This is a genomic window from Alteromonas sp. CyTr2 (genome assembly GCF_947311905.1).
GTDB classification, from domain to species: domain Bacteria; phylum Pseudomonadota; class Gammaproteobacteria; order Enterobacterales; family Alteromonadaceae; genus Alteromonas; species Alteromonas macleodii.
Genome location: NZ_CAMZMZ010000037.1, coordinates 16,401 through 43,279, shown reverse-complemented (window position 1 = coordinate 43,279; position 26,879 = coordinate 16,401). Strand labels below are relative to the sequence as shown.

The 26,879-nt window shown below is 43.3% G+C and carries 24 protein-coding genes and 1 pseudogene; 13 read left to right on the top strand and 12 right to left on the bottom strand.

Annotated elements, in window-relative coordinates:
• Positions 1 to 331: 331 nt before the first annotated feature.
• Positions 332 to 1,480 (top strand): iron-containing alcohol dehydrogenase, encoded by a 1,149-nt coding sequence (locus QME20_RS16470; protein WP_039217142.1) that lies wholly within the window; start codon positions 332 to 334, stop codon positions 1,478 to 1,480.
• On the opposite strand, the gene QME20_RS16465 is transcribed toward QME20_RS16470, so the two are convergent.
• The 7 genes from QME20_RS16465 to QME20_RS16435 form a co-directional block, all read right to left on the bottom strand.
• Positions 1,477 to 2,244 carry a DUF1080 domain-containing protein gene (locus tag QME20_RS16465; protein ID WP_281716268.1) on the bottom strand — a complete coding sequence of 256 codons (768 nt, stop codon included), beginning with the start codon at positions 2,242 to 2,244 and terminating at the stop codon, positions 1,477 to 1,479. The genes QME20_RS16470 and QME20_RS16465 overlap by 4 nt on opposite strands.
• A gap of 65 nt (positions 2,245 to 2,309) precedes the next feature.
• The gene (locus QME20_RS16460) at positions 2,310 to 2,927 is read right to left on the bottom strand and encodes a gluconate 2-dehydrogenase subunit 3 family protein (RefSeq protein WP_239241388.1); all 618 of its coding nucleotides are present in this window, start codon (positions 2,925 to 2,927) and stop codon (positions 2,310 to 2,312) included.
• Positions 2,927 to 4,612 carry a GMC family oxidoreductase gene (locus tag QME20_RS16455; protein ID WP_015066066.1) on the bottom strand — a complete coding sequence of 562 codons (1,686 nt, stop codon included), beginning with the start codon at positions 4,610 to 4,612 and terminating at the stop codon, positions 2,927 to 2,929. Before QME20_RS16455 ends, QME20_RS16460 begins: the two co-directional genes overlap by 1 nt.
• 44 nt (positions 4,613 to 4,656) lie before the next feature.
• On the bottom strand, positions 4,657 to 5,586 hold the full coding sequence (locus QME20_RS16450) for a TIM barrel protein (RefSeq protein WP_239241389.1): 930 nt from the start codon (positions 5,584 to 5,586) through the stop codon (positions 4,657 to 4,659).
• On the bottom strand, positions 5,579 to 6,796 hold the full coding sequence (locus tag QME20_RS16445) for a nucleoside permease (protein ID WP_239241390.1): 1,218 nt from the start codon (positions 6,794 to 6,796) through the stop codon (positions 5,579 to 5,581). The genes QME20_RS16450 and QME20_RS16445 overlap by 8 nt, the downstream gene beginning before the upstream one ends.
• Positions 6,797 to 6,822: 26 nt before the next feature.
• On the bottom strand, positions 6,823 to 7,890 hold the full coding sequence (locus QME20_RS16440) for a sugar phosphate isomerase/epimerase (protein ID WP_039217156.1): 1,068 nt from the start codon (positions 7,888 to 7,890) through the stop codon (positions 6,823 to 6,825).
• Between the two features lie 36 nt (positions 7,891 to 7,926).
• A complete protein-coding gene (locus QME20_RS16435) occupies positions 7,927 to 9,081 on the bottom strand; it encodes a Gfo/Idh/MocA family oxidoreductase (protein ID WP_014978074.1) in 1,155 nt (384 codons plus the stop codon).
• Positions 9,082 to 9,457: 376 nt separating this feature from the next.
• Here QME20_RS16435 and QME20_RS16430 point away from each other — a divergent pair, with 376 nt between their 5' ends.
• The 3 genes from QME20_RS16430 to QME20_RS16420 all read left to right on the top strand — a co-directional run bounded on the left by QME20_RS16430 (position 9,458) and on the right by QME20_RS16420 (position 11,857).
• The gene (locus QME20_RS16430; protein ID WP_281716267.1) at positions 9,458 to 10,462 is read left to right on the top strand and encodes a LacI family DNA-binding transcriptional regulator; all 1,005 of its coding nucleotides are present in this window, start codon (positions 9,458 to 9,460) and stop codon (positions 10,460 to 10,462) included.
• 53 nt (positions 10,463 to 10,515) lie between these two features.
• Positions 10,516 to 11,469 (top strand): sugar phosphate isomerase/epimerase, encoded by a 954-nt coding sequence (locus QME20_RS16425; protein ID WP_281716266.1) that lies wholly within the window; start codon positions 10,516 to 10,518, stop codon positions 11,467 to 11,469.
• Between the two features lie 64 nt (positions 11,470 to 11,533).
• Positions 11,534 to 11,857 carry a DUF3392 family protein gene (locus QME20_RS16420; protein ID WP_014947959.1) on the top strand — a complete coding sequence of 108 codons (324 nt, stop codon included), beginning with the start codon at positions 11,534 to 11,536 and terminating at the stop codon, positions 11,855 to 11,857.
• Between the two features lie 18 nt (positions 11,858 to 11,875).
• On the opposite strand, the gene QME20_RS16415 is transcribed toward QME20_RS16420, so the two are convergent.
• Positions 11,876 to 15,718, bottom strand: coding sequence for an ATP-binding protein (locus QME20_RS16415; RefSeq protein WP_281716265.1), 3,843 nt, complete (start codon positions 15,716 to 15,718; stop codon positions 11,876 to 11,878).
• 77 nt (positions 15,719 to 15,795) lie between these two features.
• Between QME20_RS16415 and QME20_RS16410 the strand changes: the two genes are divergently transcribed.
• Complete coding sequence (locus tag QME20_RS16410; protein WP_239241396.1) at positions 15,796 to 15,951, top strand: hypothetical protein; 156 nt, start codon at positions 15,796 to 15,798, stop codon at positions 15,949 to 15,951.
• Positions 15,952 to 15,954: 3 nt separating this feature from the next.
• On the opposite strand, the gene QME20_RS16405 is transcribed toward QME20_RS16410, so the two are convergent.
• The gene (locus QME20_RS16405) at positions 15,955 to 16,473 is read right to left on the bottom strand and encodes an HAD-IA family hydrolase (protein WP_239220407.1); all 519 of its coding nucleotides are present in this window, start codon (positions 16,471 to 16,473) and stop codon (positions 15,955 to 15,957) included.
• A gap of 281 nt (positions 16,474 to 16,754) precedes the next feature.
• On the opposite strand from QME20_RS16405, the gene QME20_RS16400 reads away from it, so the two are divergent.
• Together QME20_RS16400 and QME20_RS16395 are read left to right on the top strand one after the other, a co-directional pair.
• On the top strand, positions 16,755 to 17,648 hold the full coding sequence (locus tag QME20_RS16400; protein ID WP_281716264.1) for a DMT family transporter: 894 nt from the start codon (positions 16,755 to 16,757) through the stop codon (positions 17,646 to 17,648).
• 157 nt (positions 17,649 to 17,805) lie between these two features.
• Complete coding sequence (locus QME20_RS16395) at positions 17,806 to 19,605, top strand: GGDEF domain-containing protein (protein WP_281716263.1); 1,800 nt, start codon at positions 17,806 to 17,808, stop codon at positions 19,603 to 19,605.
• Between the two features lie 70 nt (positions 19,606 to 19,675).
• Here the strand turns inward: QME20_RS16395 and QME20_RS16390 are convergent, their stop codons facing one another.
• From QME20_RS16390 to QME20_RS16380, 3 genes and pseudogenes are all read right to left on the bottom strand, one after another.
• On the bottom strand, positions 19,676 to 20,062 hold the full coding sequence (locus tag QME20_RS16390; protein WP_281716262.1) for a trehalase family glycosidase: 387 nt from the start codon (positions 20,060 to 20,062) through the stop codon (positions 19,676 to 19,678).
• A gap of 12 nt (positions 20,063 to 20,074) precedes the next feature.
• Positions 20,075 to 20,314: pseudogene (locus QME20_RS16385) on the bottom strand (trehalase family glycosidase); the annotation flags it as partial.
• 46 nt (positions 20,315 to 20,360) lie between these two features.
• Positions 20,361 to 20,621, bottom strand: a complete 261-nt coding sequence (locus tag QME20_RS16380; protein WP_061094013.1) for a hypothetical protein — start codon at positions 20,619 to 20,621, stop codon at positions 20,361 to 20,363.
• Between the two features lie 583 nt (positions 20,622 to 21,204).
• Between QME20_RS16380 and QME20_RS19715 the strand changes: the two genes are divergently transcribed.
• From QME20_RS19715 to QME20_RS16355, 6 genes are all read left to right on the top strand, one after another.
• Positions 21,205 to 21,306, top strand: a complete 102-nt coding sequence (locus tag QME20_RS19715) for a hypothetical protein (RefSeq protein WP_348648761.1) — start codon at positions 21,205 to 21,207, stop codon at positions 21,304 to 21,306.
• 184 nt (positions 21,307 to 21,490) lie between these two features.
• A complete protein-coding gene (locus tag QME20_RS16375) occupies positions 21,491 to 22,780 on the top strand; it encodes a tyrosine-type recombinase/integrase (protein WP_281716261.1) in 1,290 nt (429 codons plus the stop codon).
• Between the two features lie 145 nt (positions 22,781 to 22,925).
• On the top strand, positions 22,926 to 23,312 hold the full coding sequence (locus QME20_RS16370; RefSeq protein ID WP_012516825.1) for a BlaI/MecI/CopY family transcriptional regulator: 387 nt from the start codon (positions 22,926 to 22,928) through the stop codon (positions 23,310 to 23,312).
• 8 nt (positions 23,313 to 23,320) lie between these two features.
• Positions 23,321 to 24,265 (top strand): M56 family metallopeptidase, encoded by a 945-nt coding sequence (locus tag QME20_RS16365; RefSeq protein WP_196898122.1) that lies wholly within the window; start codon positions 23,321 to 23,323, stop codon positions 24,263 to 24,265.
• Between the two features lie 87 nt (positions 24,266 to 24,352).
• Positions 24,353 to 25,642 carry a TolC family protein gene (locus tag QME20_RS16360; RefSeq protein WP_196898120.1) on the top strand — a complete coding sequence of 430 codons (1,290 nt, stop codon included), beginning with the start codon at positions 24,353 to 24,355 and terminating at the stop codon, positions 25,640 to 25,642.
• On the top strand, positions 25,639 to 26,877 hold the full coding sequence (locus QME20_RS16355; RefSeq protein ID WP_281716260.1) for an HlyD family efflux transporter periplasmic adaptor subunit: 1,239 nt from the start codon (positions 25,639 to 25,641) through the stop codon (positions 26,875 to 26,877). The genes QME20_RS16360 and QME20_RS16355 overlap by 4 nt, the downstream gene beginning before the upstream one ends.
• Positions 26,878 to 26,879: the final 2 nt, after the last annotated feature.

Genomic DNA, 26,879 nt, shown 5'->3' with positions numbered 1-26,879 from the left:
TGAAAATTTATTTTCTGAAGCGCTTCTTCTAAACTCCCGTCTTTACTGGCCTATAAAGGTAGTAGAGACTTACTTCAGGAGGCTTGCTGTTTTGCTTTCCCCCCGAAGCGGATGCGCATTTTAGGGAAATGAGCGCTCACGTCAACAAGTATTTTAAAAAAATCCTTATTTTTCGATCGTTTGCATAAACAATGTGCAATACGTTCATAAAAACCACTAATTCACCGCGCTTTTCACGATCTATAAGGTTAGTTAATTGGTAAGTCACGCTGTGTACTATAAATTAATAGAACAGTATTTGAACGTGTACGTGGATTATTGAGGGGTTTGCATGAAGGTTTCTGAATTTAAAACCGCTGGAAAACTCATAACGGGTCTTGGCGCTATTAAAGCCCTCACGGATGAAATGGCGAGATTATCCATAAAGGAATGTGCCATCGTTACTGACAAGGGCGTTTCTTCATCTGGTCTTCTTGACCAACTACTCACACTATTACCCTCTTCACCCTTACTTATTATTGATGACATTCCACCAGAGCCTGAAGTGAATATCATAGAAGATAAGTTAGCGATACTTCGTGAGAAGCAAGTAGACGGAATTATTGCTCTTGGTGGAGGTAGCGCTATTGATAGTGCAAAAGTACTTGCAGCTACATACGATCATACTGGCCCCCTCAGTGAACTCTTCGGAGAAAATACGCTTTCGAAACGTCGTTTGCCTCTTATTGTTATCCCCACTACTGCCGGTACAGGTTCAGAAGTTACCAATATTGCTATCTTGTCAGATCCGATAGCACAGATGAAAAAAGGAATTGTTAGCCACTGCTTGCTACCCGATGTTGCGATCGTTGCACCTGAAATGACAAAAACATGCCCCCAGTCCATTACAGCAGCGAGCGGTATAGACGCATTCGTTCACGCGCTTGAAGCTTATATAAGTGTAAATGCTAGTCCGATAACCGACGCTCTGGCAGAGAAAGCACTCAAGCTTATCTTCAATTCATTACTTCACGCTTATAACAATGGTGAGAACTTATCTGCACGTGAAGATATGGCCACCGGCAGTTTAATGGCGGGTCTTGCGTTTGGAAACGCAGGCGTAGGGGCAGTACATGCCTTAGCTTATCCACTGGGGGGACGGTTTCATCTGTCACATGGCATGAGTAACGCGGTAATGCTACCTCATGTATTGAAAGTTAATGCACCGTTCTGCCAAGACAAACTTTATTGTGTAGCAAAGCTATTAAAGGTATGTGAGCGCCATCACTCAAAAGAGGAAGCAATTAAACTGTTATTAGTTGCTATAGAAAAACTGTGTCGCGACGTAGGCATTCCCGCTTCACTCACCCACTTTAATATTCCACCTTCTTGTGTAGGGGAGTTAGCAGAAGAGGCGAGTAAAGTAACTCGCCTTCTGCGCAATAATCCCAAGCAATTGAGTATTGAAGAGATTGAAGATATCTATCGGCTAGCTTTTTAAAGTGGTCTTACCCACATATTCTTAAAGCTTACTAAGTTGCCGTGATCTTGTAATTGAAGCGGTGCGCATCCGTGAGCTTTGTACTTAGGCGCACCGATCCATTCTGTTGTACCTTGAATTTCAGTATGATTCTGAACCACTACGCCGTTATGTATTACCGTAACATAGCCTTTCGTTGCTAGCGCTTCACCGTTAAAGGTAGGCGCTTTATATATGATGTCGTAAGTTTGCCATTCGCCAGGCGCCTTCATAGCGTTAACTAAAGGAATGGTTTGTTTATAAACACTTGCCGCTTGTCCATTGGGATAGGTCTTATTCTGATATGAGTCCAAGACCTGAATTTCATATCGCTGCTGCAGGAAGATACCACTGTTATTGCGCTGTTGTCCTTCCATACCTGCTTCTGGCTGTGGCGCTTTCCACTCTACGTGCAACTGAACATCACAGAACTCTGCTTTTGTTTTGATATCGCCTGTTCCTGGCTTCACTGTTAGAACACCGTTTTCCAGCGTCCACTTAGCATCACCTTCCTTTACTGAAGTCCAGTTAGATAGGTCATCACCAATTAAAGAGATGGCATCAGAGGGCACGCCCGCCTTATCAAAAGAAACCACTTCAGGAACAGGTTCCCAAACTTCTGTTTTAGCGGCCCGTTGTTCGCGGGTTAACCGCGATTCGCTTTTCTCAGTATCTGCATCTGTCGTTGCGCATGCAGAAAGTGGCATAAGCAAAGCCACAGTTGAAGCGACGAGTGTTTTATTCATAGTGTCTGTACCTTGTTTTATTCGTTATATAACTGTGTTGTGTTTGGCAGCTCGATAGCGCAGGCTCAGGTGGCCCACGCTTTGTCGCCCTTCTTGTAAGGGAATGCACCGTCGTAGCGTCCAGGAATAGCCACATAACGAAGCACTTTAGTCGCGCCAACTTGAGACGTGAAAAAGCAATAAAGTGTTAGCTGTTTTAATAGCGTAAAGTAGTGAGGGGTTGGCTCATCGGTACCTGGCTCCCACTGACTTGGCTTTCCTGTTTCAACGCCTTGATAAACACCGTTAGCAAGGTTCGCCGCTTTCGCTTCTACATCCAGGTCGTTAAATAAAGCCTCTCGTTCTTGCTTGGTAAGCTGAACAAATTGTTTGTTGAAACGACTTTGACTTAACGAAGATGTTTTCTTAATGCCATCAAGAAAGGTCTTTTGAAGCAAAGGTGTGTAGCAATCGGTTACTAGCACAGCCATTGTGGCACCAACGTTAGCTGCTTTTGCTCCAGGCGTGTCAGTTTGAGGAATGATCACTTCACCCATTTCATTCAGCAAGGCCACATCTTTTTCATTAAACAATGTGTCGCTAAGCGGTACAGCAGGCACATCTGTGTAAGCTAGTACATTACCTGCGAACAATGCTGTGCCTGTAGCAGTGGCTATGAGTTTAAGTAGTTCTCGGCGTTCCATTATAGATTTCCTCGCTTTAACTCTTCTACGGCAAAGTCTGCGGCTCTTGCCGTTAATGCCATGTAGGTCAGTGAAGGGTTAACACAGCTGGCCGATGTCATTGCCGCACCATCGGTCACAAATACGTTCGGTGCATCCCACACTTGGTTATGCGCATTAAGCACAGAGCTTTTTGGATCTCTTCCCATACGCGCCGTGCCCATTTCATGAATGCCCATACCAGGTGCGTAGTCAGCATCCCAGCCTTGAACATTTTTAAGGCCTGCTGCTTCAAACATCTCAATCGCGTCTTGCTGCATGTCCTTGCGCATCTTAAGCTCGTTTTCTTTAATCTCGACATCCATTGCCAGTACTGGTAAGCCCCATTTGTCGGTGACTTTTTTGTTCAAGTACACTTTGTTCTCGTGATACGGAAGAATTTCACCAAAGGCTGTCATGCCTATTGTCCATGGACCAGGCTCGGTTATCGCATCTTTAAGTCCAGCACCTATGCCAAGCTCAGCTATGTCTTTGCGCCAACCTGAACGGCTTGCGCCGCCTTGATAACCAAATCCACGCAGGTAGTCTCGTTTATCACTTCCCCAGTTTCTAAACCTTGGCACATAGAAGCCACTCGGCCTGCGACCGTAGGTATATTTGTCGTCAAAACCTTCAACTTCAGCTGAAGCACCTACTCTAAAGTGGTGATCCATAACGTTGTGACCCAACTCGCCGCTGCTGCTTCCTAAGCCACCGTCCCATACGTCTGTGGCAGAGTTCATCAGTACCCACGCCGAGTTAAGTGCTGACGCATTTACAAAGATGATCTTGCTTTTAAATACATAGGTCTCGTTGGTTTCTGCATCGATAATTTCAACGCCAGTCGCGCGCTTCTTGTCTTTGTCGAACAAGATCTCTTTTACTATTGAGAAAGGTCGAAGGGTTAAGTTACCTGTTTTAACCGCAGCCGGAAGCGTAGAGGCTTGTGTACTAAAGTAGCCACCGAAAGGACAACCCAACCAGCACTTATTGCGGTATTGGCAATGAACACGCCCTTCTTCGGGCTTGCTTTGTGTCATGTTTGAAGTGCGGCCATGCACCATGTGCCGCGCGCCTTCATAGGCCTTTTTCACCCGCGCCGCGACACTTTCCTCTACAATATTCATTGGCATTGGTGGCTGGTATACACCATCAGGCAATACATCTAAGCCATCGCGATTACCACTGATACCCGCGAATTTTTCTACGTAGTCATACCATGGCGCCAAATCGTCGTAGCGAATAGGCCAGTCGACAGCAATTCCTTCTTTAGCATTGGCTTCGAAATCTTCTTTGTTCAAACGGTAGCTTTGGCGTCCCCACAACAGTGAGCGTCCACCTACGTGGTAACCTCTGTACCAGTCGAAGCGCTTGTCTTCGGTATAAGGGTTTTCTTTTTCATTTGCCCACATACCGTACGTTTTTTCATTTAGCGGGTAGTCGCGCTTAAGCACGGGATAATCCACTTTCATTGCTTGAGTAGGCAAGTCTCGGTGAGGAAAATCCCAATCTTCTTTGTGCGCATTTTTATAATCTTTAATGTGCTCGATATTTTGGCCACGTTCTAACATGAGCACTTTTAGGCCCTTCTCAGTTAGCTCCTTAGCAGCCCAACCGCCACTGATACCAGATCCAATAACTATTGCATCATATTCGTTACTCGCCATAACACGTCCTTAAAACTTAATTCGTCGCTGTGCCTGTTCGCACGTTACACATCACAGATATGGATCGCTTGTTGTAGCGACGCTATTCTGTTGGCTTTGGTTTTCGGTGTGGGTATAAACTCTTGTGCTAAGTAGCCTTTAAATCCGGTCTCGACAATGGCTTTAGCAATTGCTTCGTAATTGAGTTCTTGTGAAGCATCTATTTCGTGACGCCCAGGTACGCCGGCCGTATGGTAATGGCCAAAGTACTGATAGTTATCTCGAATAGTTCGGATGATATCTCCCTCATTAATTTGCATGTGGTAGATATCGTAAAGCAGTGAGAAGTGCTTAGAACCTAGGCGTTTGCAAAGTTCTATCGCCCATGCAGAATTGTCGGCCATGTAATCAGGGTGGTCGACTTTGCTGTTAAACAGCTCCATGAAAATCACTACGTTGCGTTTTTCAGCATGAGGTAAAATGCGTTTTAACCCTTTAACCGCATTTTCCAGTCCGTCTTCTCGTGACATGCCTCGGGCATTGCCGCTAAAGCAGATAAGGTTTGTATAACCTGCATCAGCGACCAAATCGATGTGCTTTATATAACGCGCTTCTAGTTCGTCGTGGAGCTCACTGTGAATGAAGCCGTCTTCAAGACTTATCTCGGCGCCGTTACACATAGAAGAATCGATGCCGTACTGTTTTAGCACGGGCCAATCTTCAGGACCAACCAAGTCAATGGCTCCAAATCCTAATTGCTTTACGGTCTGGCACAACTCTTCAATGCTTAAATCGCCGTAGGTCCATCGGCTTACCGAATGGTTTACATTTCCTTTAAGCGGCGTATTCATAGTGTTGCTACCTTTCGTGCCGTTTATACTCGCTATAGCAGGCATCGCAGTGGCTAAACCAGCTGCTGCTAACCCTGTTCCGGCAATGCCTGCCCCTGTCATAGCCATACCTTGAAGTAATTTTCTGCGGGTAATGTTATGCATCTGCGTTCACCTTTTCCTTTCTGAACAGAATGGCGAATAGCACTAACACAACCGCGGCAAACCCTGCTGGGAATAACCAGACCTGCTGCCAACTATGCGCACCGGTTTCCATCGTGTAGGTGTCGGTAATTGCGCCTGCCACTGCAAAGCCCACCAGCATACCTACCCCATATGTCGCTAAGGTAATTAGCCCCTGCGCTGCACTTTTTACGTTTTCTCCCGCCTTTGCATTGGTATAGATTTGCCCTGATACAAAGAAGAAGTCGTAACAAATACCGTGCAGTGCAATACCAACAATAAGCATGAACAAACCTTCGTCAGCGTTTCCGAATGCGAACAGTGCATAACGTACTACCCACGCCGCCATACCTATCACTAACGTGGCTTTAATGCCGAAACGGTTCAAAAATACTGGCAGAGCCAACATGAACAACACTTCGGAAACTTGACCAAGTGTCATTTTGCCCGTTGCATTTTCAACGCCTATTTCCGTAAGGAAAGGATTCGCATTCTGGTAGTAAAACGCCAGTGGAATACAAATAAGTACAGATGAAAGAAAGAATACAAAGAAGTTTTTGTCTTTTAACAGTGCCAACGCGTCCAAGCCAAGAATGTCGCGTATAGTTACCGCTTTACCGCCAGATTGAGGTGGCGTGTTTGGCAGTGTAAAACTGAATACGCCCAACATTAGCGAGGCAACGCTGCACAATAAGAACGTGTTTTTGAGCATACCATCGGCAATAGACTGGGCAGAATCCCATGAGAAGACATAGCTAATCATAAGGCCTGCCACAATCCAGCCGATAGTGCCCCACACACGAACTTTTCCGAACTCTTTGGATGGGTCAACCATTTGCCCGAATGACACTGAGTTAACCAAAGCAAGCGTAGGCATGTACGCAATCATGTAAGCCAACACATAAGGGTAGAAGCTGGCAAAATCATTCGCTTGATACATAAAGTACATAAGCACGGCGCCAACAATATGTAATAAGCCGAGGATCTTTTCTGCATTAAAGAACCGGTCAGCAATAAGGCCCACAATAAAGGGGGCAATGATGGCGCCCCAACTTTGGGTTGAGAAAGCCATGCCGATTTGTCCACCGTTGGCAGACAGGGTATTTGATAGATACGTGCCTAATGTTACAAACCAGCCTCCCCAAATGAAGAACTGGAGGAACATCATCAAACTAAGGCGTAGGGTTATCATAGTTATTGTTATCCTATTGATGGCGCTTAGCGCTCAAGGCCTAAAATACGATTATTCTTCGCTTCACTAACCTCTCCACCAGCAAAGTCGTCAAACGCATATTTGCTTGGCTCGATAATGTGTGAAGCGATAAACGGTGCACCTTCTGCTGCGCCTTGCGCACTGTCTTTTAAGCAGCATTCCCACTCAAGTACCGCCCAACCTGTGAAGCCATACTGGGTAAGCTTGCTGAAAATACCTTTGAAGTCGACTTGGCCGTCGCCAAGGGAACGAAAACGTCCCGCGCGGTCTTGCCAGTCTTGATAGCCGCCGTACACACCGTTTCTACCGTTCGGATTGAACTCAGCGTCTTTAACGTGAAACATTTTGATCCGGCTGTGGTAGCGGTCGATGAAGTCAAGGTAGTCAAGCTGCTGTAAAACAAAGTGACTTGGATCGAAAAGAATATTTGCTCGTGGGTGGTTATCTACCGCTTTTAAAAACTGTTCGAACGAAGCGCCATCGTGCAAGTCTTCCCCAGGGTGAATTTCGTAGCATACGTCAACACCCGCATCGTCGAATGCATCGAGAATGGGTTTCCAACGCTTGGCTAGTTCAGCAAAGCCTTGCTCGACCAAGCCAGCAGGACGCTGAGGCCACGGGTAAACCAAGTGCCACATTAATGCACCAGAAAAGGTAGCGTGAGCTTTCAACCCCAAGCGCTTACTGGCAATAGCCGCACATTTAAGCTGATTAATTGCCCATTCGGTTCGCTCTTGTGGCTTGCCGTGTAAATGCGCCGGCGCAAAGTTATCGAATAACTCGTCGTAAGCGGGATGAACCGCCACTAGCTGACCTTGTAAGTGCGTCGATAGTTCAGTAATTTCTACGCCAGCGTCTTTGCAAATTTTAGCGATGTTGTCGCAATACTCTTGGCTCTCAGCTGCTTTTTCTAAATCAAACAGACTAGGATCGGTAGGTACCTGTATTCCCTTGTAACCAAGCGACGCTGCCCACTTCGCCATATTTTCGAGCGTATCGAACGGCGCTTCTTTTCCCATGAACTGAGCAAGGAAGATAGCCGGCCCTTTTATAGGTTGTTGATTAGTAGCCATAAGCGCTCACCTTTTTCATTGTATGTTTTAATTGCATTACTGCGTTCCTTCCTGACTGACCGACTCCCATTTGGTGTCGCTGTCAGTACTGGCAAGCATGGCATCTATAAATACCATTCCGCGTATGCCTGAATTTATTCCTGGAACGCCATCAGCTTTGCCTTTTTGATTCGCGCGTACCGCTTTAGCAAAATCGGTATACAAGTTTGCCATTGCTTCTAAGTAGCCCTCTGGGTGGCCAGCTGGAACACGGCAACGTGCAGATGCAGCATCACATAATCCAACTTGACCTTGGCCGGCTCTAAACACTTGATAAGGGGCATCAACAGGGCGATAGATAACGGAGTTTGGCTCCATTTGACGCCACTCTAAACCGCCCTTGTCACCGTAGACGCGGATCTTCAACGCGTTTTCTTCACCAGCACATACCTGCGAAGCAATCAACACGCCCGACGCACCCTTCTTAGTTTTAATAAGCGCGGCGCCGTCGTCATCTAAACGACGTCCTTCAACATGGGTGTTTAACTCGCCACATAACGAGGTAACACTGTCGTTTAATACAAACTCAACAAGTCCAAACGCATGAGTGCCGATGTCGCCCATTGCGCCCGTTGCGCCAGAAATTGCTGGATCGGTACGCCACTGCGCTTGCTTATTGTGCGTTTCTTCTTCGCCAGACAACCAGCCTTGCGGATACTCAACATACACTTTTCGAATTTTGCCCAGCTTACCGCTTTCAACGAGATGACGTGCTTGCCAAACCATAGGATAACCAAGGTAGGTATGAGCCAAGCCGTATAGCGATTCACTGGCGTGAATAACATCTTGAAGCTCTTTTACTTCTGCAAAGCTAACGCCTGCTGGTTTTTCACAGAAAACATGAAAGCCCGCCTTAATTGCGGCAAGTGAAATAGGTACGTGAAGATGATTAGGCGTTACGATAACCACAACCTGCATGCGCTGCTGCTCAGGTAATTTGGCTTCTTCTTCTAACATTGACTGCCAGCTATCGTATGTACGCGATGTTGATACGTTCAATGCAGAAGCAGTTCGCGTATTATTTTCTTCGTTGCGGCTAAATGCGCCACACACCAACTGGTAGTTCCCATCTAACCCTGCGGCATGACGATGCACGGCACCGATAAACGCGCCTTCCCCGCCTCCGATCATTCCCATTCGAATTGGTTGCATTGAAATTCCTCTGTGTGCAAACGCACTATTGGTGTTGCTAATGCCACAAAATGTAATCCGTTACATTTTAATGGTCAATACAAAAAACAGCATTTTGTTAATCTAAAGTTTACAAATGGCGAGGTAATACTGGGGCTTTACTACCTTTAACCGCTTATTTCTGCACCAAATTTGAACATAACACTAGCTCAAATTTACATAAATCCTACAAATAACCTTTGACGTTTTAATGAAAGTGCGTATTCTTTTGCTTAAAATGAAAACGGTTACATATTAATTTCACGTAAATTTTGAATTCGCTACCATCGTATAGACCACACCTCTACTGGGTTAGGTTTACAATGCGCGAGTGAATTAACAAACAACAATAACGTAAATGGCAAATATTAGAGATGTAGCAGATAGTGCCGGCGTGTCGGTCGCTACCGTATCAAGAACATTGCAACAACCTGAGCGTGTTTCTCCTAAAACGCGCAATAAGGTGATGGCCGCTGTTCAGGCAGTTGGATATAAACCTAACTTAATGGCAGTTAAGTTTCGTTCGGGAAAAACGCACAATTTAGTGGTATTGGTGCCTACGGTAGCGAACGTATTTTTTGCCCGTGTTATTAGCGGTATGCAGGAAGCGGCAGCCGAACTGGGCTATTCCATTTTACTTGCCAATACGCTTGGTAATAGTGAAATAGAAAGCCATTACGCCAAGATGGTAAGTACTTCTCAGGCTGATGGGCTTATACAGTTACGTGCGCACAACCCATTTGATGCCACGATGATCAACGACAATGGCCTGCTTCCCATGGTGAATGCCTGTGAGGTGATTGACGATGGTCAATATCCTGTTGTGTCGTTAGACAACCGTGCTGCAGCCAAAGCAATGACCGAGCACTTAATTTCATTAGGTCATACCCGTATAGCCATGATCAAAGGACCTAATTCAAGCCCGCTTACCCAAGAACGCTTGGTTGGATATAAAGACGCATTAGCGCAAGCCAATATTGCCTTTGATGAGAGCTTGTTGTTCCCGGGGGACTTTTCATTACAGGCCGGATACAACGCAGGGGAAACCATTAGTCACCTTGAAAGTAGACCCACCGCCGTATTTTGTGAGAACGACGAAACGGCTATTGGTGCCATGCAAGCCTTCAAGCAAGCCAACCTACATGTTCCTAATGACATATCGGTGGCAGGTTTCGATGACATTGCGTTTTCGGCATTTGTCGACCCACCGCTAACCACTATTGCCCAACCTGCAGAAGAATTTGGTAGAACGGCGGTTACGCTACTGGTGGACTTACTCAACGGAAAAATTCGCAAGGCCCCCAAAGTTATTATGCCGTTTGAACTTATTGTGCGAGAGAGCACGGGCAAAGCTTTGGGTTAATTGATGATAGCGATGCGTCATCACCTATGTACCACTACAGAAAGGAGCAAGCAGTGAATTTAAGTAAAACAAACTTAAGTAAGACAGCAATGTTAGACGCGGCCAGTAATATTAGCTCTGGCGTTTCAAGACGACAGTTCATTAAATATTCATCTGGTTTACTGGCGGCTATGAGCGCTCCTGCTGTTTTGGCACGTACTAGTTCGGTTCCGGGGCATGGCAGTGATAAAAGCGCTATGATGAAGGGCATGCACAAAAGTGCTGTTGGTCTGCAGCTCTACACGCTTAGAGATATTATGAAAGTAAGTGTGCCGGCTACGCTTAAACTGGTTGCAGATGTTGGTTATTCGGAAATGGAATTTGCAGGCTACTTTGACCATAGCGCAAAGGAAATTAAGCAACTGCTTGATGACAATGGCCTTACTGCGCCTTCGGCTCATATTCAGTTAGACGCGTTCGATACTAACCTGTCACAAATTTTAGATGACGCACAAACCGTTGGTCACAAGTACTTGGTAGTTCCTTGGCTTAGCGAAGCCCAGCGTGGTACGGGAATTGCGCCATACCAAGCCCTTGCCGATAAGCTAAATACCATTGGCGAAGCGTGTAAGAAGGAAGGTATTACTCTTGCCTACCACAACCACGATTTTGAATTTGAAGTACGCGACGGTAAGACACCATTAGACGTGCTTATAACTCAGACCGACCCAGACCTTGTTGCCATGGAACTGGATTTATACTGGACGGTAAAAGCAGGTAAAAACCCCATTGATTACTTTAAGCAGTACCCAGGCCGCTTTAAACTTTGGCATGTAAAAGATTTGGCTGAAGACGGCAGTTTTGCTGATGTGGGCACAGGCACCATTAACTTTAAAGAGATATTCGCGCACGGCAAATTAGCCGGTATTGAACATAAATTTGTAGAGCGCGATCAAACCACCGACCGCATTGCCACTATTGAGCAAGGTTTTAAAGCAGTAAGCGCACTTAATAAAGGCGTTAGCTAACGCTTTTGACCTTGCCGTGGTTATAATGGGCACACAGTAACAACATCATAATAGTAGTAATTTTATGAGTGAACTTTTCAGTGCCCTTTCTCGCGCCCTAAGCCCCTATTACACCGAAATGAGCATTATGCTTATGGCCACTATTCTAGTGGTGTACGGCGACCTGATTAACGGCCATGTAAAACGCATACTGGCACCTTACCATTTCACCATTCGCGTTAGTTTGTTTGTAGTGCTGTGTGCCTTTGGCTATGGCGCACTAACCTTGTACGGCGCACCGTTCTTAAAACACACCCTAGCCTACTTACCCTGGCAGTACCAAGGCGCAGGCTATGTGGCATCGTTTCTGTTGATTGGCTTTTTGGCGGAGAGGCGTAGGTATATTTAGTTCCGTTAGGTTTTATCTTTACGCTACTGTTTTATTGTATTGTTCCACAAACTTTTTGGGCGGTAAGTTCATGACCTTTTTAAAGGACGTCGAAAAATAAGCTGCGGTTCCGAAGCCAACGTCTAGGCAGGTATCTAGAATGCTATTTCCCTCTAAAAGTAACGGAATAGACTTTTCGATCCTGAAGCGTGAAAGAAACTCACTGAAGTTGTAGTCAAACAACTCTGACATCCGTCGGTTCAAGCTTCTTGGGCTTATCAATAACTGCGAGGCTGCCTGATCTCTATTGAATGACTCATTGTGATAATTCTTTTCCAATACAGCGATAAAATTTAAATAGAACGCCATATCCTTTTCGTTATCAAACTCGGGAATTTTCAGGCATCCGAATTTAAATGCTGGCTCTTCACTTTCCTCTTCTTCTCGTTCTTTTGCTTCTCTGACCGACAGCAAATGCTCAACCCTAAGAGTAATTTCCTCATTAGATGCAGGCTTTGCCAAGAAATAATCCACCTTCTCTTCTAATGCTGATTTTTCTAGTTCAGCCCCTGTTTCAGCGGTTAGCATAAGTATAGGGATGTTGGCATAGCTAGTATTACTGCGAATTGCTTTTGTTAAACTCAGCCCATCCATTTCGTGCATCATTTGATCGGTGATGACTAAATCGACCAAGTAGTGCTGCATGACATCTAACGCCTGAACACCATTTCGCGCAACTAAACAGCGATATTTGCTAGAAAACAAATCAAATAGATAAGAGCGGAACTCTCTGCTGTCATCAACTATTAATAGTGATTTCTTGTTCGATTTGGCATTTGCGGGTGACAATTTTTCAGCATGCGAATTTACATACTCAATATCATCAATGGGTAACGTTACGGTAACTTTAGTTCCAATGCCTTTTTGACTCTCTAACGCAATGTCGCCCTGGTTCAGTTCAACTAAGGTTTTCACCATTGCTAAGCCAACACCATGACCTTCATGCTCACTGCTCCCTTTAGTGAATCGCTCGAATACTTTTTTGTGAAAGTGCTCATCAATTCCTTCTCCGTCATCACTAACGATAACTTTAAGCACTTTACTATCTTGTATAGCTGCTACTTTTATTGTGCCAAGTTCTGGTGTGAACTTAATTGCATTTTGAATTAGATTTGCCAGGATTTTCTCTAAGCTGTCGTTAATGAGCGAAATTTCTTTTTTCCCTTTAATACGTAACTCTAAATTCTGCCGCTTCTGCTTGGCTAATGGCTCTAGCGATAGGACGATAAACTTTATGTTATCTGACGAGTAGGATCTGTAGTAGTCGGCTGCCGCCAAGGCTTTAGGGACATCTTGACTCATTTGATTAATCAACTGTTCGACCCTTTTCATATTGTCCTGAACACATATCAGTTCTTTGCTCGCTGCATGAGCTGTTTTGGATATGCCTTCTAACGATCCATTGATGAGCTGAATTGGGGTGCGAAGTTCGTGGGTGATTTCGTTAATGAAACGCTCTTTGCTGCGAAGCATCTTTTCAAATTTAGAGTGCCCATCGGTTATTTCATAGCGGGTAAGATGGTTGTAGAGTTTAGTAGTTTTGAATTTGTTATATAGCCTGCCTAAAACCCCTATTCTCCACAAACTCAAAACCCCAGCCAATATAAATAAATATATAGTAAAGCCGATATAAGAAGCCCAAATAGGTGGATCTATATCAAAACTAATTGTCAGTTCATTTGTAGTACTTTTATCTGCTGGAACACGGACTCTAAGAGTATGCACACCAACGTTCATATCACTTAATGTTAAATTCATTACAGGTTTATTGTGAGAAACCCAAGCGTCATCATCTAATTTAAATTCAATACTGCTGCTTTCATTGTAGAAATCACTGACGATAAAGTTGAATGTTACTTCCTTAAAGCTACTTTTAAACTTGAAGTCAAAGTCCTCAGGAAAATATGTGATATGTCGTCCTTCTCCATCTCCCCATTGAACATAACTAAGAATAGTAGACATCTCCCCAATTGAATTTGCATTGAGACTCTCAATTAACTTTTCTTCATCCAACAGGTAACTATATTTATCCCCCTTAACTAGCACTTTTTCACCAAGCGCTTCAAGGCTCTTATACTCAAAGTCTGTATCGAAGAGTCCATAACGAATACCCACTTTAGAAGCTGAGTTGCTTATATTGGGCTTAACAAACAGGCCCATGTTAGACGCTACCCAGAGATTTTTCCCTTCGGTAACCATGGCACCTCTAATGAACCTTAGTTTCTCTAGGCCCGCTATCGTGGAAGAGCTAACTTTTCCATTTTTCTTGTTGATTTCTTTTAGTCCAGCACCTGATGTACATACCAAATAGTTTTCTTGGAACTCTATTAAACATTGAAGCCCGAACCAGCCACCTTCTTTAGAGGTAACAGTACGCCAGTTGAATTTGGACAATTGAAAATGAACGTCATCAAATTCATCAATCGCAACGATTTCTCCACCACTCAACAAAGAGCTGAAGACCACTTTTTTAGGGGCTTTAATTGTGTCACGTATGGTGTTGTTAGCGATATAGTAGTAATTGGCATCGAGTCCATCATCAAAGTAGAAATAAAAGGCATTTTTGCCGGCTTCTATATAATGGGAAAACTCGCTATTGCAGAGAACAGAAGGGTCTATTTCATTGAGACGTATAAAAGTTCTTTCCTGCCAAGAGGTACAAAACTCTGCCTTGTCTTTATCCAAATGAGTATTGACTAACTCCCCACTCTTCTCGTTTAACTGAAAGAGACCTTTTTCAGTTCGAACTATAGTTCCGTTTTCATTTATTGATGTCTTTTGAATGTTTTCCCTTACAACGCTCCCATTAAATGACACTAGGTTTGTCACTAGCTTTGTTTTAGGTAATGAAACTAAGCCTAATTGTGAGGAGGCGATAAGGATGGAATTGTAGGGGTCTATAGCTATTTTGGTTACTGACCTTATCGCTTCAGACGTCAATATAGGATTCATGAAAGGGGGAGCCGATAGTTTTTCATCTTCTAGCAGTAAAAGGCGACCGTCGGAAACCCAGATCACCCCATCTTCACCTTTAACCACATCTTGGATGTAGGTGCCACTAATTCCCTCGGTTGGAACGAAGCGCTCGTTACTTCCTAATATGTACACCCCTTGTGGACCGCCGATATATAATTCATCATCAATTACTTTAATAAACGTTGCATTTGATAGTAATGGTAGCTTGCTACTCAATTTAAATTCTTGCAGATTATCTAATGCCCCTTCAATTGAAAGATAGCCCTTATTAGATGCTACATACGCATTGTGATTGTTTGCAAAAAGCGAGTAAGTGCCGTTTAACTTGAAGGATTCTAATTTGGAATTTAGGCTTGTCGATTGCCCTGTAGTTCTATCTACTGCAATGACATCGTCAATGACTGAGAAATATAAATGACTAGATGTCATTGCCATAGTCCAAATAGAACTCGACCATTCACGATCACTAAATACTTGCTGTGAGTTTTTATTTTGTAGATTAACCTTAAAAACACCAACTCCATATTCAACAACCCATAGGTCCGTTCCATTCAGTTGAATATCAGAGATAACCCCTGTGGCGTGAACAGATGTGTTGAACTCTAATTTCTCAGACTCGTGCCCAATAACTTCAAACACCCCGTTTTCTGCTGCTACATATACTACTTTGTTTGAAACCTCTAAGTCTCGAATTACACCTGATGGAATTCCATCAAATGATGTTCTCCCCTCTAAGTTAATACCGATGGCATGGCTCAATTTTGGAAAAACTAAGAAAAAAATTAGAAATATTGGGACACAAGTATAGATTTTCTGTCGATAAGCACAAATTGTCTCAGTAAACATGTCTTACATCCCTGTTTAATTATTATTTTATGTGTGCTCATTCGAGCTTGAGAATCAAAAAACAAAAAGGAAAAGATATGAATATCGAACAAAAAACAAACATGCAAGAGCTTACCGAGGCAGAGTATACTAAAGTATATGCTGGAACTAATCCACCAACGTGGGGAATAGACTTTTACGTGATATTACCAATTGGGCCTATCAAGCCAAAGAAACCAGATGTAAATAGTTAATACCTAAACCAACAACCACTTCATCCCAGCATTCTCGGCGGCTTGCTGGTCATAAATAAAATCGCCTACATACAGGCAGTCTTCAGGTTGAAGCTGCCATGTGTTCGCCACCATCAGTAATGCGGTTGGGTCGGGCTTGGCCGGGGCATCTTCGCGGGTAAGCACGTAGTCGATGGGTATGCCGTTATTAGCTACCTTAATTGCGGTGGCTTGGCGGCAGTTGCGGGTAACTATTGCCATGGGTAGTTTGTGTGCCTGCGCCTTTTCCACCATGGCTTTGCCAATGGGTAACCACTTGGCATTTTGCGCATCGTCAAGTTCGTGCTGCAATATAGCTCGGTGAGCATTCGCTTTGGTGTCGGCGCAGCTAAGGGCATCTACAAAGGTAAGAATATCTTCGTTTTGTGGGCAGCCTACGTCGGCGCGCATTTGTGTGAAGTTAAGGCTAGACTCTACCAAGGTGCCGTCTAAATCGAATATTACACCTTTAATGCCGGTTAAGTTCATCTGCTCTACGCTCACGCTTTTCTCGTCCTTTTACTTCACTGTTATTCTTAAAGTTCGGTTAACGCCCACTTAATTGAGAAAAGCGCCTAACTTACTCACGAATTTTACCGCCAACATAATGCCACGAAAGCCTTTAACCTTCAGTTACGTTTGCTTAAGGCTTCAATATATTTAGTTAAAAACTACTGATGTGATTTAAGTTTACCCCGCCCACACCTTGCATTAGCATAGCCGCTCTTTTTGGCAAGCTACTTATTTGCCCCAGCGTTTTTGGGCAAAGTTTTAACAGGTAATTTATGGGTGTTTTTGCTGCGCTAGGTACAGCGCTTTGTTGGGCAATTGCTGCGCGTTTATTCCGTAGAACGGGTAACGCATTTTCGCCGCTTACCATGAACTTTTGGAAGGGGCTTATTTCTATTGCCATTTTGGCAGTGGTTTTAGTAGTGGTTCAGCCAACGGGGCTTAGTACTCATGCTATTTTGTGGCTATTGCTTAGCGGGCTTATTGGTATAGGCATTGGCGATACCTGCTTTTTTAAAGCCTTACAAAGCATTGGCGATAGCCAAGCGGTGCTGGTCGCCGAAACCCTTGCGCCTTTATTCACTGCCCTTTTTGCTATGGCGTTTATTGGCGAATGGATTACCTGGCAGCAGTGGGTTGGCGTTGCAGTAGTACTGTTTTCGGTAGATATGGTTATAAAGGTACGCAAACGCAGCACTACACACGTGTTTGCAACCAGTGGCTATTTGTATGGTGTCGGCGCGGCGTTATGTCAGGCGGTTGGGGCCGTAGTTAGCCGCGACATTTTAAGTGCCGGTGAAATTGACGCTGCCAGCGCTGCGTTCTTGCGCTTAGTTGGCGGTATGGCCTTTGTGGTGCCATTTATAGCCCTAACCAAAACGCGCTACATGCCCGATATTAACTATGAAAGCGACAGTGGAAAACGTGTATGGCCTGCTTTTGTGTTAGCCACGTTACTTGGCACTACTGCTGCTATTTATCTACAAATGTTTGCGTTTGCTTATGCGAAAGCGGCCGTGGTTCAAACCCTTATTGCTACAAGCGCATTAATGTCGCTAGGGGTTGCGTGGGTACTTGGAGAGCGTGCCACCAAGGCAACTATTGTATGGTCTGCCGTTGCCCTCGTTGGAGTGGCTATATTGGTTAGTTTTAGGTCGCCTGCCCACTAGCAGGCATTGCAAATACATTACACGTGCTTACCTAGCTTAACGATTAGAAAACAGTAGACGCATTAAGATACAAAAAATAGCTAACTTTTAGGTGCTCCGTGTAGTAGTTCGGGGTTCAAATCGATATTATGAAGAAAAAACAAAAACGTTATTTCTCATGTTTCAAAGGTTATCCTTAACAGTATTCTCTTTCTTGAGCGTTGCGCTAGCTTCTTTTGCCGCATTGGCAAACGACAGTATCGATGCCGTTATCGAAAAGGTACGCACGCCTTCCTATGACTGTCCCAATCAGTCTCTATTTCCTGAACTTGAAGACACGCTCGCGCTAGAGTCGCTTACATCGCAACAACGTTTTGCTTTAACCGTAGCCAAAGGGCAGTTTCTAATTTGCCGTGGTAAGTACGAAGAAGCTGAAACTATGCTGCTTAAAGCTATTATGCAAAGCAATATTGATGAAAGCTCTTATGCCTTTGCATCGGCTATTTATCAAATTGGCTTTTCTTATGACGCCAGAGAAAACCCAGCACGCTGTAAGTACTACCAACAAGCCCAAGAACTATCATCGCCCGAGCGCCACAGCGATATCTTTACCAGTTCTTCTTTAGGCCTAATTAACTACTGTTCAGAAACCACTTCACCTGAAATAAGATTGGGTAAGATGTTTGGTGTGCTTAAGCGTTATTCAAACGACGGCAGCCCCGGTGAGTTAGCGCATATTCACAACGCAATTGGTTTACTATACGGCGATTTAGAGCAACATGCCTTAGCAGCAGAGCAATATCTAAAAGCACATGAAATGGGCTTGCTTGTATATGAAGGCAGTAACAAGGTAAGTATTCTTATTAGTGCTATTGTATCGCTGTTAAGTAGCGGCCAAACCGACAAAGCTTATCAGAGCATTTTAGAACTAGGTGTACTCAATAGCGAAATAGACACACCGCTAACCAACTTCTTGTATCAGTATGCACTGTCTATTTACTATAGAAAAACACAAAACTACAACCGACTTACCTACACCCTTCCCGATTTAGAAAAAGCGTCTTCGAGCATCTCGAGTTCGTTAGGCGAGCTTCTTGTTAACTGGCACAAAGCTGAGATTTGCTTACATGACAACGATCTCACCTGTATTAAGCAGTATATATCAGGTATTGAAGCGTTAAATGATGATGCGATACCGCCGGTCTTTCGTACAAATTTGGATTACCTTAGCTTCAACGTATCCATGTATATCGTACTGCAGGACTTAGCTAAGGCGAAAGAAGCGCACGAGATTTATTCTAAAGAAGTGACTAAGCGCCGTGAGGTTACTCAAGACTCGGCCTTAATTATTGGTGCTGCTAACTTGTATACCCGCATTTATGATTTGGAATCTGCGATTGAACAAGCGGAACAGCAACGAAAGAACACGCTGTATACCGCTATTATTATTTTCCTTCTGGTAAGCGGTATTACTGGCTACGTACTTCGTAGAAAGCACCTTGCGCGCAAAGCCATCGATCCCGTTACCCTGCTGCTTAATGCGAATTCGGCGATAGCTCGCATTAACAAGCTTGATGCGCCGAAAAAAGGACGGGCCATTGCCATTGCTATATTCGACATTAGCAACCTGCGTGAAATAACGCGGAAAATGGGGTCAACAAAAGGTGATTTAGTATTACGACAAATTGCACAAACTCTTCAAAATGTTACCCGCGGTAACGATATTTTAGGACGATTTGGTACCGAGCAATTTATTTTATGTCTGCACAATATTGAAGAACGAAGTGCACGACAGTTTTTCGACCGCGTACAGAGCGCGTTAGACAATACCTTTGAAAACGATGCCACTTCCGACCATATCGTGGTTGAGTCGCAGATGAGCGTATTTATTGCTAACGAGAAAATTACTGGGCTAAACGACATACTCGATGATATTGCCATGTCGATTGATATGGGTAACCGCTCAGGCGACAATTAATATCTACACAACCAAAAACGCGCGGCCCGTTGTTACGGTACCGCGCGTTTTTGTTTTAACCGAAGCTTGTTTACTGGTTCAGATATGTCTGAAAACGGGTATACACGCCATTGGTCCACCCGAAACCTAGCTGTACGTCGTATTCACCGCCACCTGCTTTTATTTCCGGTTCGCACACATTGTACTTTTCAAGTAGCACACCGCTAGATGCAAAGTGACGCTCAATGGTTTTACAAAAGCGCAGCATGATGGTTTGAGCCTGCATTTCAAACCCATAGTTGCGCAGCCCTTCAACGGCAAACAGTTGAAGCGGTGCCCAGCCATTTGGCGCATCCCATTGTTGCGACGTAGCGTTTGAAGTGGTTACCACGCCACCTTTTTTTAACAAGATGTTTATTGCCTTAATTCGTGCTGTAGATGCCGAACTGTTGCGCGCTTGCTCGGCACCTTTAGTCACGCTTGCCAGAGTCTATTTAAGCGTTACCAAAAGCGCATTTAAATCTACGGGAATAATTTCAGTTGTACGAATATTTGCCAATGAATTGGGATTAGCTAGCCAGCGCGAACTAAAGTCCCAACCCGATTCGCAAGCCGCACGAACATGCTGGTAAAACTGACTTTTGTCAGCGCCTATGTGCTCTGCTGTTTCAATGTCTTCTCGATAAGACTCTGGGCGAGGCGTAGGCTCGGTGTCGAAGTAAAAACAAAGAAGTCTTACCGAAGTAAGACTTTTTTCAAATCGAAATACAAAACAATTAAACTTTTGCTAACTCAGGCCGGTTTGGCTTAAAACCTTGTGTGCTGCAAGAATTGCGTTTTGTTTCTAGTGCGCTTAGTTGACGCTTAAGCCAAGACTTCTGAATACCTGACTTAGCTGCATCCATTTCAGTGCTTACGCGAGTGATTTCTTTTCCGACGTTCACGCATGCTTTCTTATTCGGTTCAAAGCCGCCATTAGCTAAAACAGAAGAAGAAAACATTAAAGCTGATACTGCTATAAGCGTTTGCTGTTTCATAAGAGTCCCCAACTACTCGTTATAATCCCGGGTTAGTGTCATACCGTAAGAATAAGCATATATTTGCTCTCAAATCTGTAAGGAATATAGCAGGTCTTTTATTCTAGTTAGGTACTACAAAACATACGCAGTAATAAAACTTTGCCTACCTTGTTCTTGCTAACGCACATAAGCCATTGTCTTTTTTATTATTATATCGACAATGATTTACCTTACCATTCCACTTACGTATCGATTTTTATATTTTTACGCACTAAATAGTGAGCCTATCCATAGTATCGGCTACAGCAACAGCATTCTGCAGCAGCATTACTCATTATTAAGCGATGCTATTAAAACACCTTAGCTTTTCTGGAACAAGAAAAGTTATAACAATCCTTTTACAGGTTTTAGGGCAGAAATTGCATTCTGTAAGTATTTGCTCACTATACTTACAAGCGACTAGCTGCCGAAAGCTTTTCTACGGTTTTCTAAACCTTCTGCCCATATCATCTAGGTTTATTACGCGCTTAGCAGCGCTCTTTTCTAAGGCTACTTTGGGCATACCAAAAAATATAATACAGCTCCGAGTGAGGTATGGGTTATTGGCGACAGTGAGGAGTCAGAAATTAGTGCGGGTAATAGTTTAGGTATGAAAACGGTTCAGATACTTCGACCGGACGTTAAAAAGTCACCAAAGGCATAAAGCGAAATCAAAAAAGCCCTTGCATTTCTGCAAGGGCTTAAATGATGGTGCCTCGACCCGGGATCGAACCAGGGACACGCGGATTTTCAATGCAAATCACCACTCTAAAGCATTGAAAATATGCAACTTTTAATTTATTTGCAAATTCTTTGCAAAGAGAGCTCTTTTCTGTTTTACTGGCGCTATGGCAAAACAGACTGAAAGACACGACATAAACGACGAGCTGTATATCTTTAAACAAGATAACAGTGAGCGCTGGTATGCGCGATTTATACTAACCAATCACAAAAAATGGCTCTGTAAATCAACTAAGAAGAAAGATAAAGACGAAGCTATCGCCATGGCACATCGAATCTTCTTAGACCACCAAATTAGACACGAAAATAACACACTAGTCCAAAGTAAGCGATTCAAAGACGTAGCTGACCGCGTCATCGAAAAGCTTGAAGAGCAACTAGAACACGGGGGCGGTAAACGCACCTATAAAGACTATATTCGAGCGTTAGAAAACTACCACATACCTTACTTTTCACGGACATTTATTACTTCAATTGACCAAGAAGAAATATCTAAATTTGATGAGTGGCGTAAGGGACGAATGAAGAAGTCTCCAGCCTCCTCTACATTATTAACTCACAATGCTGCTCTTCAGCTCGTTTTTAAAGAAGCTATTGAGCAAAAATGGATGATCGCCGCTCAAGTACCTGTTCTTTCTTCGAAAGGTGGAACAGGCACACGTCGTGCGGCTTTTTCTGAAGAAGAGTATGATGTTATCCTCAACGAAATATATGAAGGTGAGCAAAACGCTCATAGTGAAAAGACCCGTCAAATTCGTGAGTTACTATACGATTACTGTGAAATAGCAGTTAATACCGGAATTAGGCCCGGCACGGAGATGGAACACCTAACTTGGAAAGATATCGAGATTAAAACTCAAGGTTCAAAAGCTCAATTTTTCATCAATGTCTCTAAGGGTAAAACAACAAAATATACAGGCCCTCGTAAAGTAGTTTGTAAACGTGATGTGATTGGTGCTTTAACTAGACTCAGAGAACGTTTTCCACTGCGTACACCTAACCAAAAACTATTTTTGCTAGCAAATGGTGAACCCACAAAGCAATTAGGTAAGGCATTTGAGAAAGCTCTCCAAAGTTCGGGATTAAAAGAGTCACCCAGAGGACCGCGAACGCTATACTCTCTTCGACATACCTACATTACGTGGCAGCTTCTCAACGGAACCAGCATGGACGTAATTGCGCGCCAATGTGGAACCAGTACAGCAATGATCGAGCAGCACTATAGTCACGTAAAGCCGGAAATGTTTGCCGATGCTTTGTCTGGAGTAACATTTGACAAAGAAGAGCCCAAAGCATTGTCTAAGAAAACATTGAACAGACGTGCAAAGACCGCAGAGCGCGACGAAAAACGCTTTAAAGAATGGGCTGAGGAGTTGAGAAAGCGTGGGTGTATTTAGTGCAAAATATAGTGAGATAATATTATTAATAAGTTCCGCCTAACGATGAAGTGAAAAAAAAACTGAGATAAAAACCGATTGCCGGTCGGTACTCTCTATGTATAATACCTATCGTTAATCGGTTTTTTAAAAGGGTGCGGCGAATATGAATCTTGGTGAACTTGAAAAGCTAGTTCTACATTATTTATGGAAGCACAAAGATGTTGATGTAAAGCAACTTTATTCGCATTTCATAAATGTGAGGGGAGGAAGCTTAAATACCTACCAGAGTACACTTGATCGCCTTTTCAAAAAGGGACTTCTAGCCAGAAAAAAAGAGGGGCATGCATATATCTATAACACAAAAGTCGAGAGATACGAGTTGATCGGACAGCTTATAAAGTCAGTTGCTAGTGACTTTATTGCTGGCGACGATAGCAGCCTTATCGCAGCTTTTTCTTCCATCTCAAGTGAATTTAGTGTCGACCAACTAACTAAACTAGAGCAACTTATAGAAGAGCAAAAAAAGCTCAAGTCAGTGAACAAGGATTAAGTAAAATAATGACAATATTCTTCAACCTGCTAGCAATTTTTACTATTGCATTCGCAATAACTAATTTGGTTGTGTCTATTGGCGTATCTTTACTAGGACAAAAGTTAACATCTGTTCAGTTAAAACCAAGGAAAGCTCTGCTTTGGTTTTGTGTTTCAATGCCATGGATAATGAGCATTTTAGTCTGTCTTTACTTACTTGATATATATGTCTACTCAAGCATATTTGAAACTAAACAATATGCTCATTGGCATCATATATCAGATTTCAACTGGTTTAGTTGGCATGCAGTTACAATAATACTCCTGCTCTCTTACATGATGTTTGTATTGACTTCAAAGACGAGACAGCTATGGCTTCATAGACAGGAGGTGAGCTTGCTAACTTGCCTCTCAAAAAACTTAAGCCGGGGGGTATATGAAGTTGAGATACCTAAATTTGCAGCGTTTACCTCTGGAATACGGAGCAAGAAATGCTTCATAACTACAGGGCTTTTGAATGAGGTTACTCCCGAAGAACTTGATGTCATTTTAAAGCACGAAAGAGCGCATGTTGTAAATAATGATCCCCTGAAAAAGTGGCTGTTTAGTATTTTGGTCTCGTTTTATTTCGCACCAATAGCAAGATTACTAACTCTACAGATGGTGTTGGCTATGGAACAAGATGCAGACAATGCTGTATTAGAAGAAGGAATTGACCGGATATTTGTTGCAAGCACTTTAGTTAAAGTTGCAAAGCTGAATGCGCAAGAGCACATACTTAAGTCAAGCGCTTTAGTTGTAAATTTCGGCGCAGATGTTCTTGAGCAACGCATCTATTTCCTCTTGGGTAGGTTGCAGTTGTCACCTATCAATAAGACTGTAGCGTTCTCTTTTGCCATTGCATTATTTTTTCTATGTATGACTTCTTTAGACGGTGTTCATCATCTTATTGAAACGGTGTTTAGCCATTAAAATTAATTCTGAAAACCGACCGGTGAACGGTTTTTATTTTCAAACCTAGTCGAAGGCTTTTAAAAAGCTTTCATAAGGAATTTATTTATGTTTTTTGGAAAAAAATTAAGCAAAAAACCGATCATCAATCGGTTTTTTGTGAGTGGTATGCTTATAAGCATGTCCATCAGTGGGATGTCTGTTGGTGTTAATGCACAAGAAATACTCACATTGAATGATGCAATTAGTCTATCTCTGCAACAACATCCTGAATTACATGTATTCACACATAAATCAGAGGCTGCAAAAGCTCTTATTACTCAAGCTGAGGTTGGCACGCCTAAAGTAGTTAATGCGCAACTCGAGGATTTCTTGGGCTCTGGCAACAACTCAGGGGTATCTGGATTGCAAGCAACATTGAGCATTTCATGGTTACTTGAAAATGACATTATCGAGTCTAGGGTCAATCTGGCTTCATCGAAAGCTGATGCAACTACAATTGATCAAGAGGTTAGAGCCGTTGATATCGCAGCAAATACAGCACGATTGTATATAACCTTATTGGCTCAAAAAGAGAACTTAAAGTTAGCGAAGATTGCAGAAGACCAAGCGAAAGATCTCTTGGACAATGTAGAAGGTCGTGTAAAAGCAGCAAGAGCTAACGCTATCGATGAACTCCGCGCTCGCGCTTCGCTATCTTTGTACGAGCTAGAAGTAGAAGATCTTGTTCATGAGATTGCAGCAACAAAATCTGCATTAGCGGCGCAGTGGAAGGGCACTACAAACTTTTCAGTAACTGGAACGCTTACAAATATTCCTTCAATTTCTGAGTTAGATGAAGTTTTGAAAAGATTGAAGGAAAACCCGAAAATCCAACGCTACATATTACAGCAACAAGAAATTGAATCTGAAATTGATTTGGCAGTAGTAGAGGAGTCACCCGCTTGGGAAGTGTCGACAGGCATTAGACGAAACGAAGTAATTGACGACTTTGCATTTGTAGCTGGGATATCAATACCTATTGGAGGCGAAGGTCGTAATAAAGGATTAATCACGTCTTTGCGAGCAAAGCAGAGCCAAAGTGCTGCTGAATCTGATGCCTTACTTCAAAGTATTTCCACTGATGCTCTATTGTTGACTCACAAATTAAAGCACAGCCTCCATGTAATCCAAAAATTATCAAACAGTTCCATTCCGATGTTAGAGCAAGCAAATGAGCAAGCTAGTCGAGCATACAACATCGGAAGTTACTCATATACGGACCTCTTTGCAGTCCAGAAAGAACTGTTAAATGCGCAGAAGAGCCTAATCGATGCCTATACCAACATTCAACTATTTAACATTGAATTAGAGAGATTAACGGGTACTTCGGTATCCAAGAATGAGAGAGCACTATGAAACTTCGCAAATTATTTACCTTAATAGCATTTGCCCATATTGGCATTAGCTTATCCGCAATCAGTAACCTAGCTGTTGCTGAGTCAGCTAAAGAAATTGCTCAAGAAGAAGTAGAGAAAGGCCCTAATAATGGTCGAGTATTGAGACAGGGTGACCTTGCTATCGAGCTGGCGATTTATGAAACCGGCACCCCTCCCGAATTTCGTGTATACGCTAGTTATGCAGGACAGCGAATATCAGCTGAAGACATTGAAGTGCACGTAAAACTCACGCGTTTGGGAGATGGCATCGATGACATAGATTTTTATGTTGAGGGCAATTATCTGCGCGGTGACATGGTTATCTATGAACCTCACTCTTTTTTAGTTTCACTTACCGCCAATTACCAAGGCAAAACATACGAATGGTCTTACGATAACTATGAAGGAAGGACAAAAATAGATGATTCACTAGCAAAGGCTATGGACATTAAAACCGATTTCGTATCGAGTAAAAAACTTAATGAGCGGTTGAAAGTATATGGCCAGTTAGTTTTACCTCCCAATGCAGTGAGGAATATATCTGCGCGTTATCCAGGCGAAGTAACTTCTGTTGATGTCATTTTAGGTCAAGCAGTAAAGAAAGGGCAGACTCTTTTCACTATCCAATCAAGCGAAAGCTTGCAAAGTTATCAAGTTAAATCGCCGATTGATGGCCTAATTACATTTCAGGATATTGGGGTAGGCGAACAATCGGGAGACAAGAAACTAGTCGCTATTACTGATACCTCGCAATTAATAGCAGAGCTGAACGTATATCCAGAAGACCAAAACAAGAAATTGTTAGATGCTCCCGTCGATATACAAGTTCCGGGTCACGATAAGACGATAAGCACTAAAATTTTTGACAGCCTTTATGCCGTTAACGGCTCGCAAGCAAAAGTCTATCGCGCCATTGTCAATAATAATGACGGCTTTTACTCACCAGGACAGTTTATAACTGCCCAAATTCTCTTTGACTCATTCACCGTTGAAAGAGCTGTGAAAGAGGAATCCCTTCAGGCTTTCAGAGATTTCACGGTGGTCTATGGAAAGTTTGGTGATCAATACGAAGTTCGGATGCTTGAGCTCGGCCGAAAAGCAGAGGGATGGGTTGAAGTACTAAACGGCATTCCCTCTGGAACAGAATATGTCACTCTCAACAGCTACATAATAAAGGCTGATATTGAGAAGTCGGGCGCGTCTCACGACCACTAAGG

Excerpts from the sequence above, each read along its gene's own strand:
- QME20_RS16470 (WP_039217142.1), top strand. The coding sequence starts at position 332 with ATGAAGGTTTCTGAATTTAAAACCGCTGGAAAACTCATAACGGGTCTT.
- QME20_RS16465 (WP_281716268.1), bottom strand. The coding sequence starts at position 2,244 with ATGAATAAAACACTCGTCGCTTCAACTGTGGCTTTGCTTATGCCACTT.
- QME20_RS16460 (WP_239241388.1), bottom strand. The coding sequence starts at position 2,927 with ATGGAACGCCGAGAACTACTTAAACTCATAGCCACTGCTACAGGCACA.
- QME20_RS16455 (WP_015066066.1), bottom strand. The coding sequence starts at position 4,612 with ATGGCGAGTAACGAATATGATGCAATAGTTATTGGATCTGGTATCAGT.
- QME20_RS16450 (WP_239241389.1), bottom strand. The coding sequence starts at position 5,586 with ATGCATAACATTACCCGCAGAAAATTACTTCAAGGTATGGCTATGACA.
- QME20_RS16445 (WP_239241390.1), bottom strand. The coding sequence starts at position 6,796 with ATGATAACCCTACGCCTTAGTTTGATGATGTTCCTCCAGTTCTTCATT.
- QME20_RS16440 (WP_039217156.1), bottom strand. The coding sequence starts at position 7,890 with ATGGCTACTAATCAACAACCTATAAAAGGGCCGGCTATCTTCCTTGCT.
- QME20_RS16435 (WP_014978074.1), bottom strand. The coding sequence starts at position 9,081 with ATGCAACCAATTCGAATGGGAATGATCGGAGGCGGGGAAGGCGCGTTT.
- QME20_RS16430 (WP_281716267.1), top strand. The coding sequence starts at position 9,458 with ATGGCAAATATTAGAGATGTAGCAGATAGTGCCGGCGTGTCGGTCGCT.
- QME20_RS16420 (WP_014947959.1), top strand. The coding sequence starts at position 11,534 with ATGAGTGAACTTTTCAGTGCCCTTTCTCGCGCCCTAAGCCCCTATTAC.
- QME20_RS16415 (WP_281716265.1), bottom strand. The coding sequence starts at position 15,718 with ATGTTTACTGAGACAATTTGTGCTTATCGACAGAAAATCTATACTTGT.
- QME20_RS16410 (WP_239241396.1), top strand. The coding sequence starts at position 15,796 with ATGAATATCGAACAAAAAACAAACATGCAAGAGCTTACCGAGGCAGAG.
- QME20_RS16400 (WP_281716264.1), top strand. The coding sequence starts at position 16,755 with ATGGGTGTTTTTGCTGCGCTAGGTACAGCGCTTTGTTGGGCAATTGCT.
- QME20_RS16395 (WP_281716263.1), top strand. The coding sequence starts at position 17,806 with ATGTTTCAAAGGTTATCCTTAACAGTATTCTCTTTCTTGAGCGTTGCG.
- QME20_RS16380 (WP_061094013.1), bottom strand. The coding sequence starts at position 20,621 with ATGAAACAGCAAACGCTTATAGCAGTATCAGCTTTAATGTTTTCTTCT.
- QME20_RS16375 (WP_281716261.1), top strand. The coding sequence starts at position 21,491 with ATGGCAAAACAGACTGAAAGACACGACATAAACGACGAGCTGTATATC.
- QME20_RS16370 (WP_012516825.1), top strand. The coding sequence starts at position 22,926 with ATGAATCTTGGTGAACTTGAAAAGCTAGTTCTACATTATTTATGGAAG.
- QME20_RS16365 (WP_196898122.1), top strand. The coding sequence starts at position 23,321 with ATGACAATATTCTTCAACCTGCTAGCAATTTTTACTATTGCATTCGCA.
- QME20_RS16360 (WP_196898120.1), top strand. The coding sequence starts at position 24,353 with ATGTTTTTTGGAAAAAAATTAAGCAAAAAACCGATCATCAATCGGTTT.
- QME20_RS16355 (WP_281716260.1), top strand. The coding sequence starts at position 25,639 with ATGAAACTTCGCAAATTATTTACCTTAATAGCATTTGCCCATATTGGC.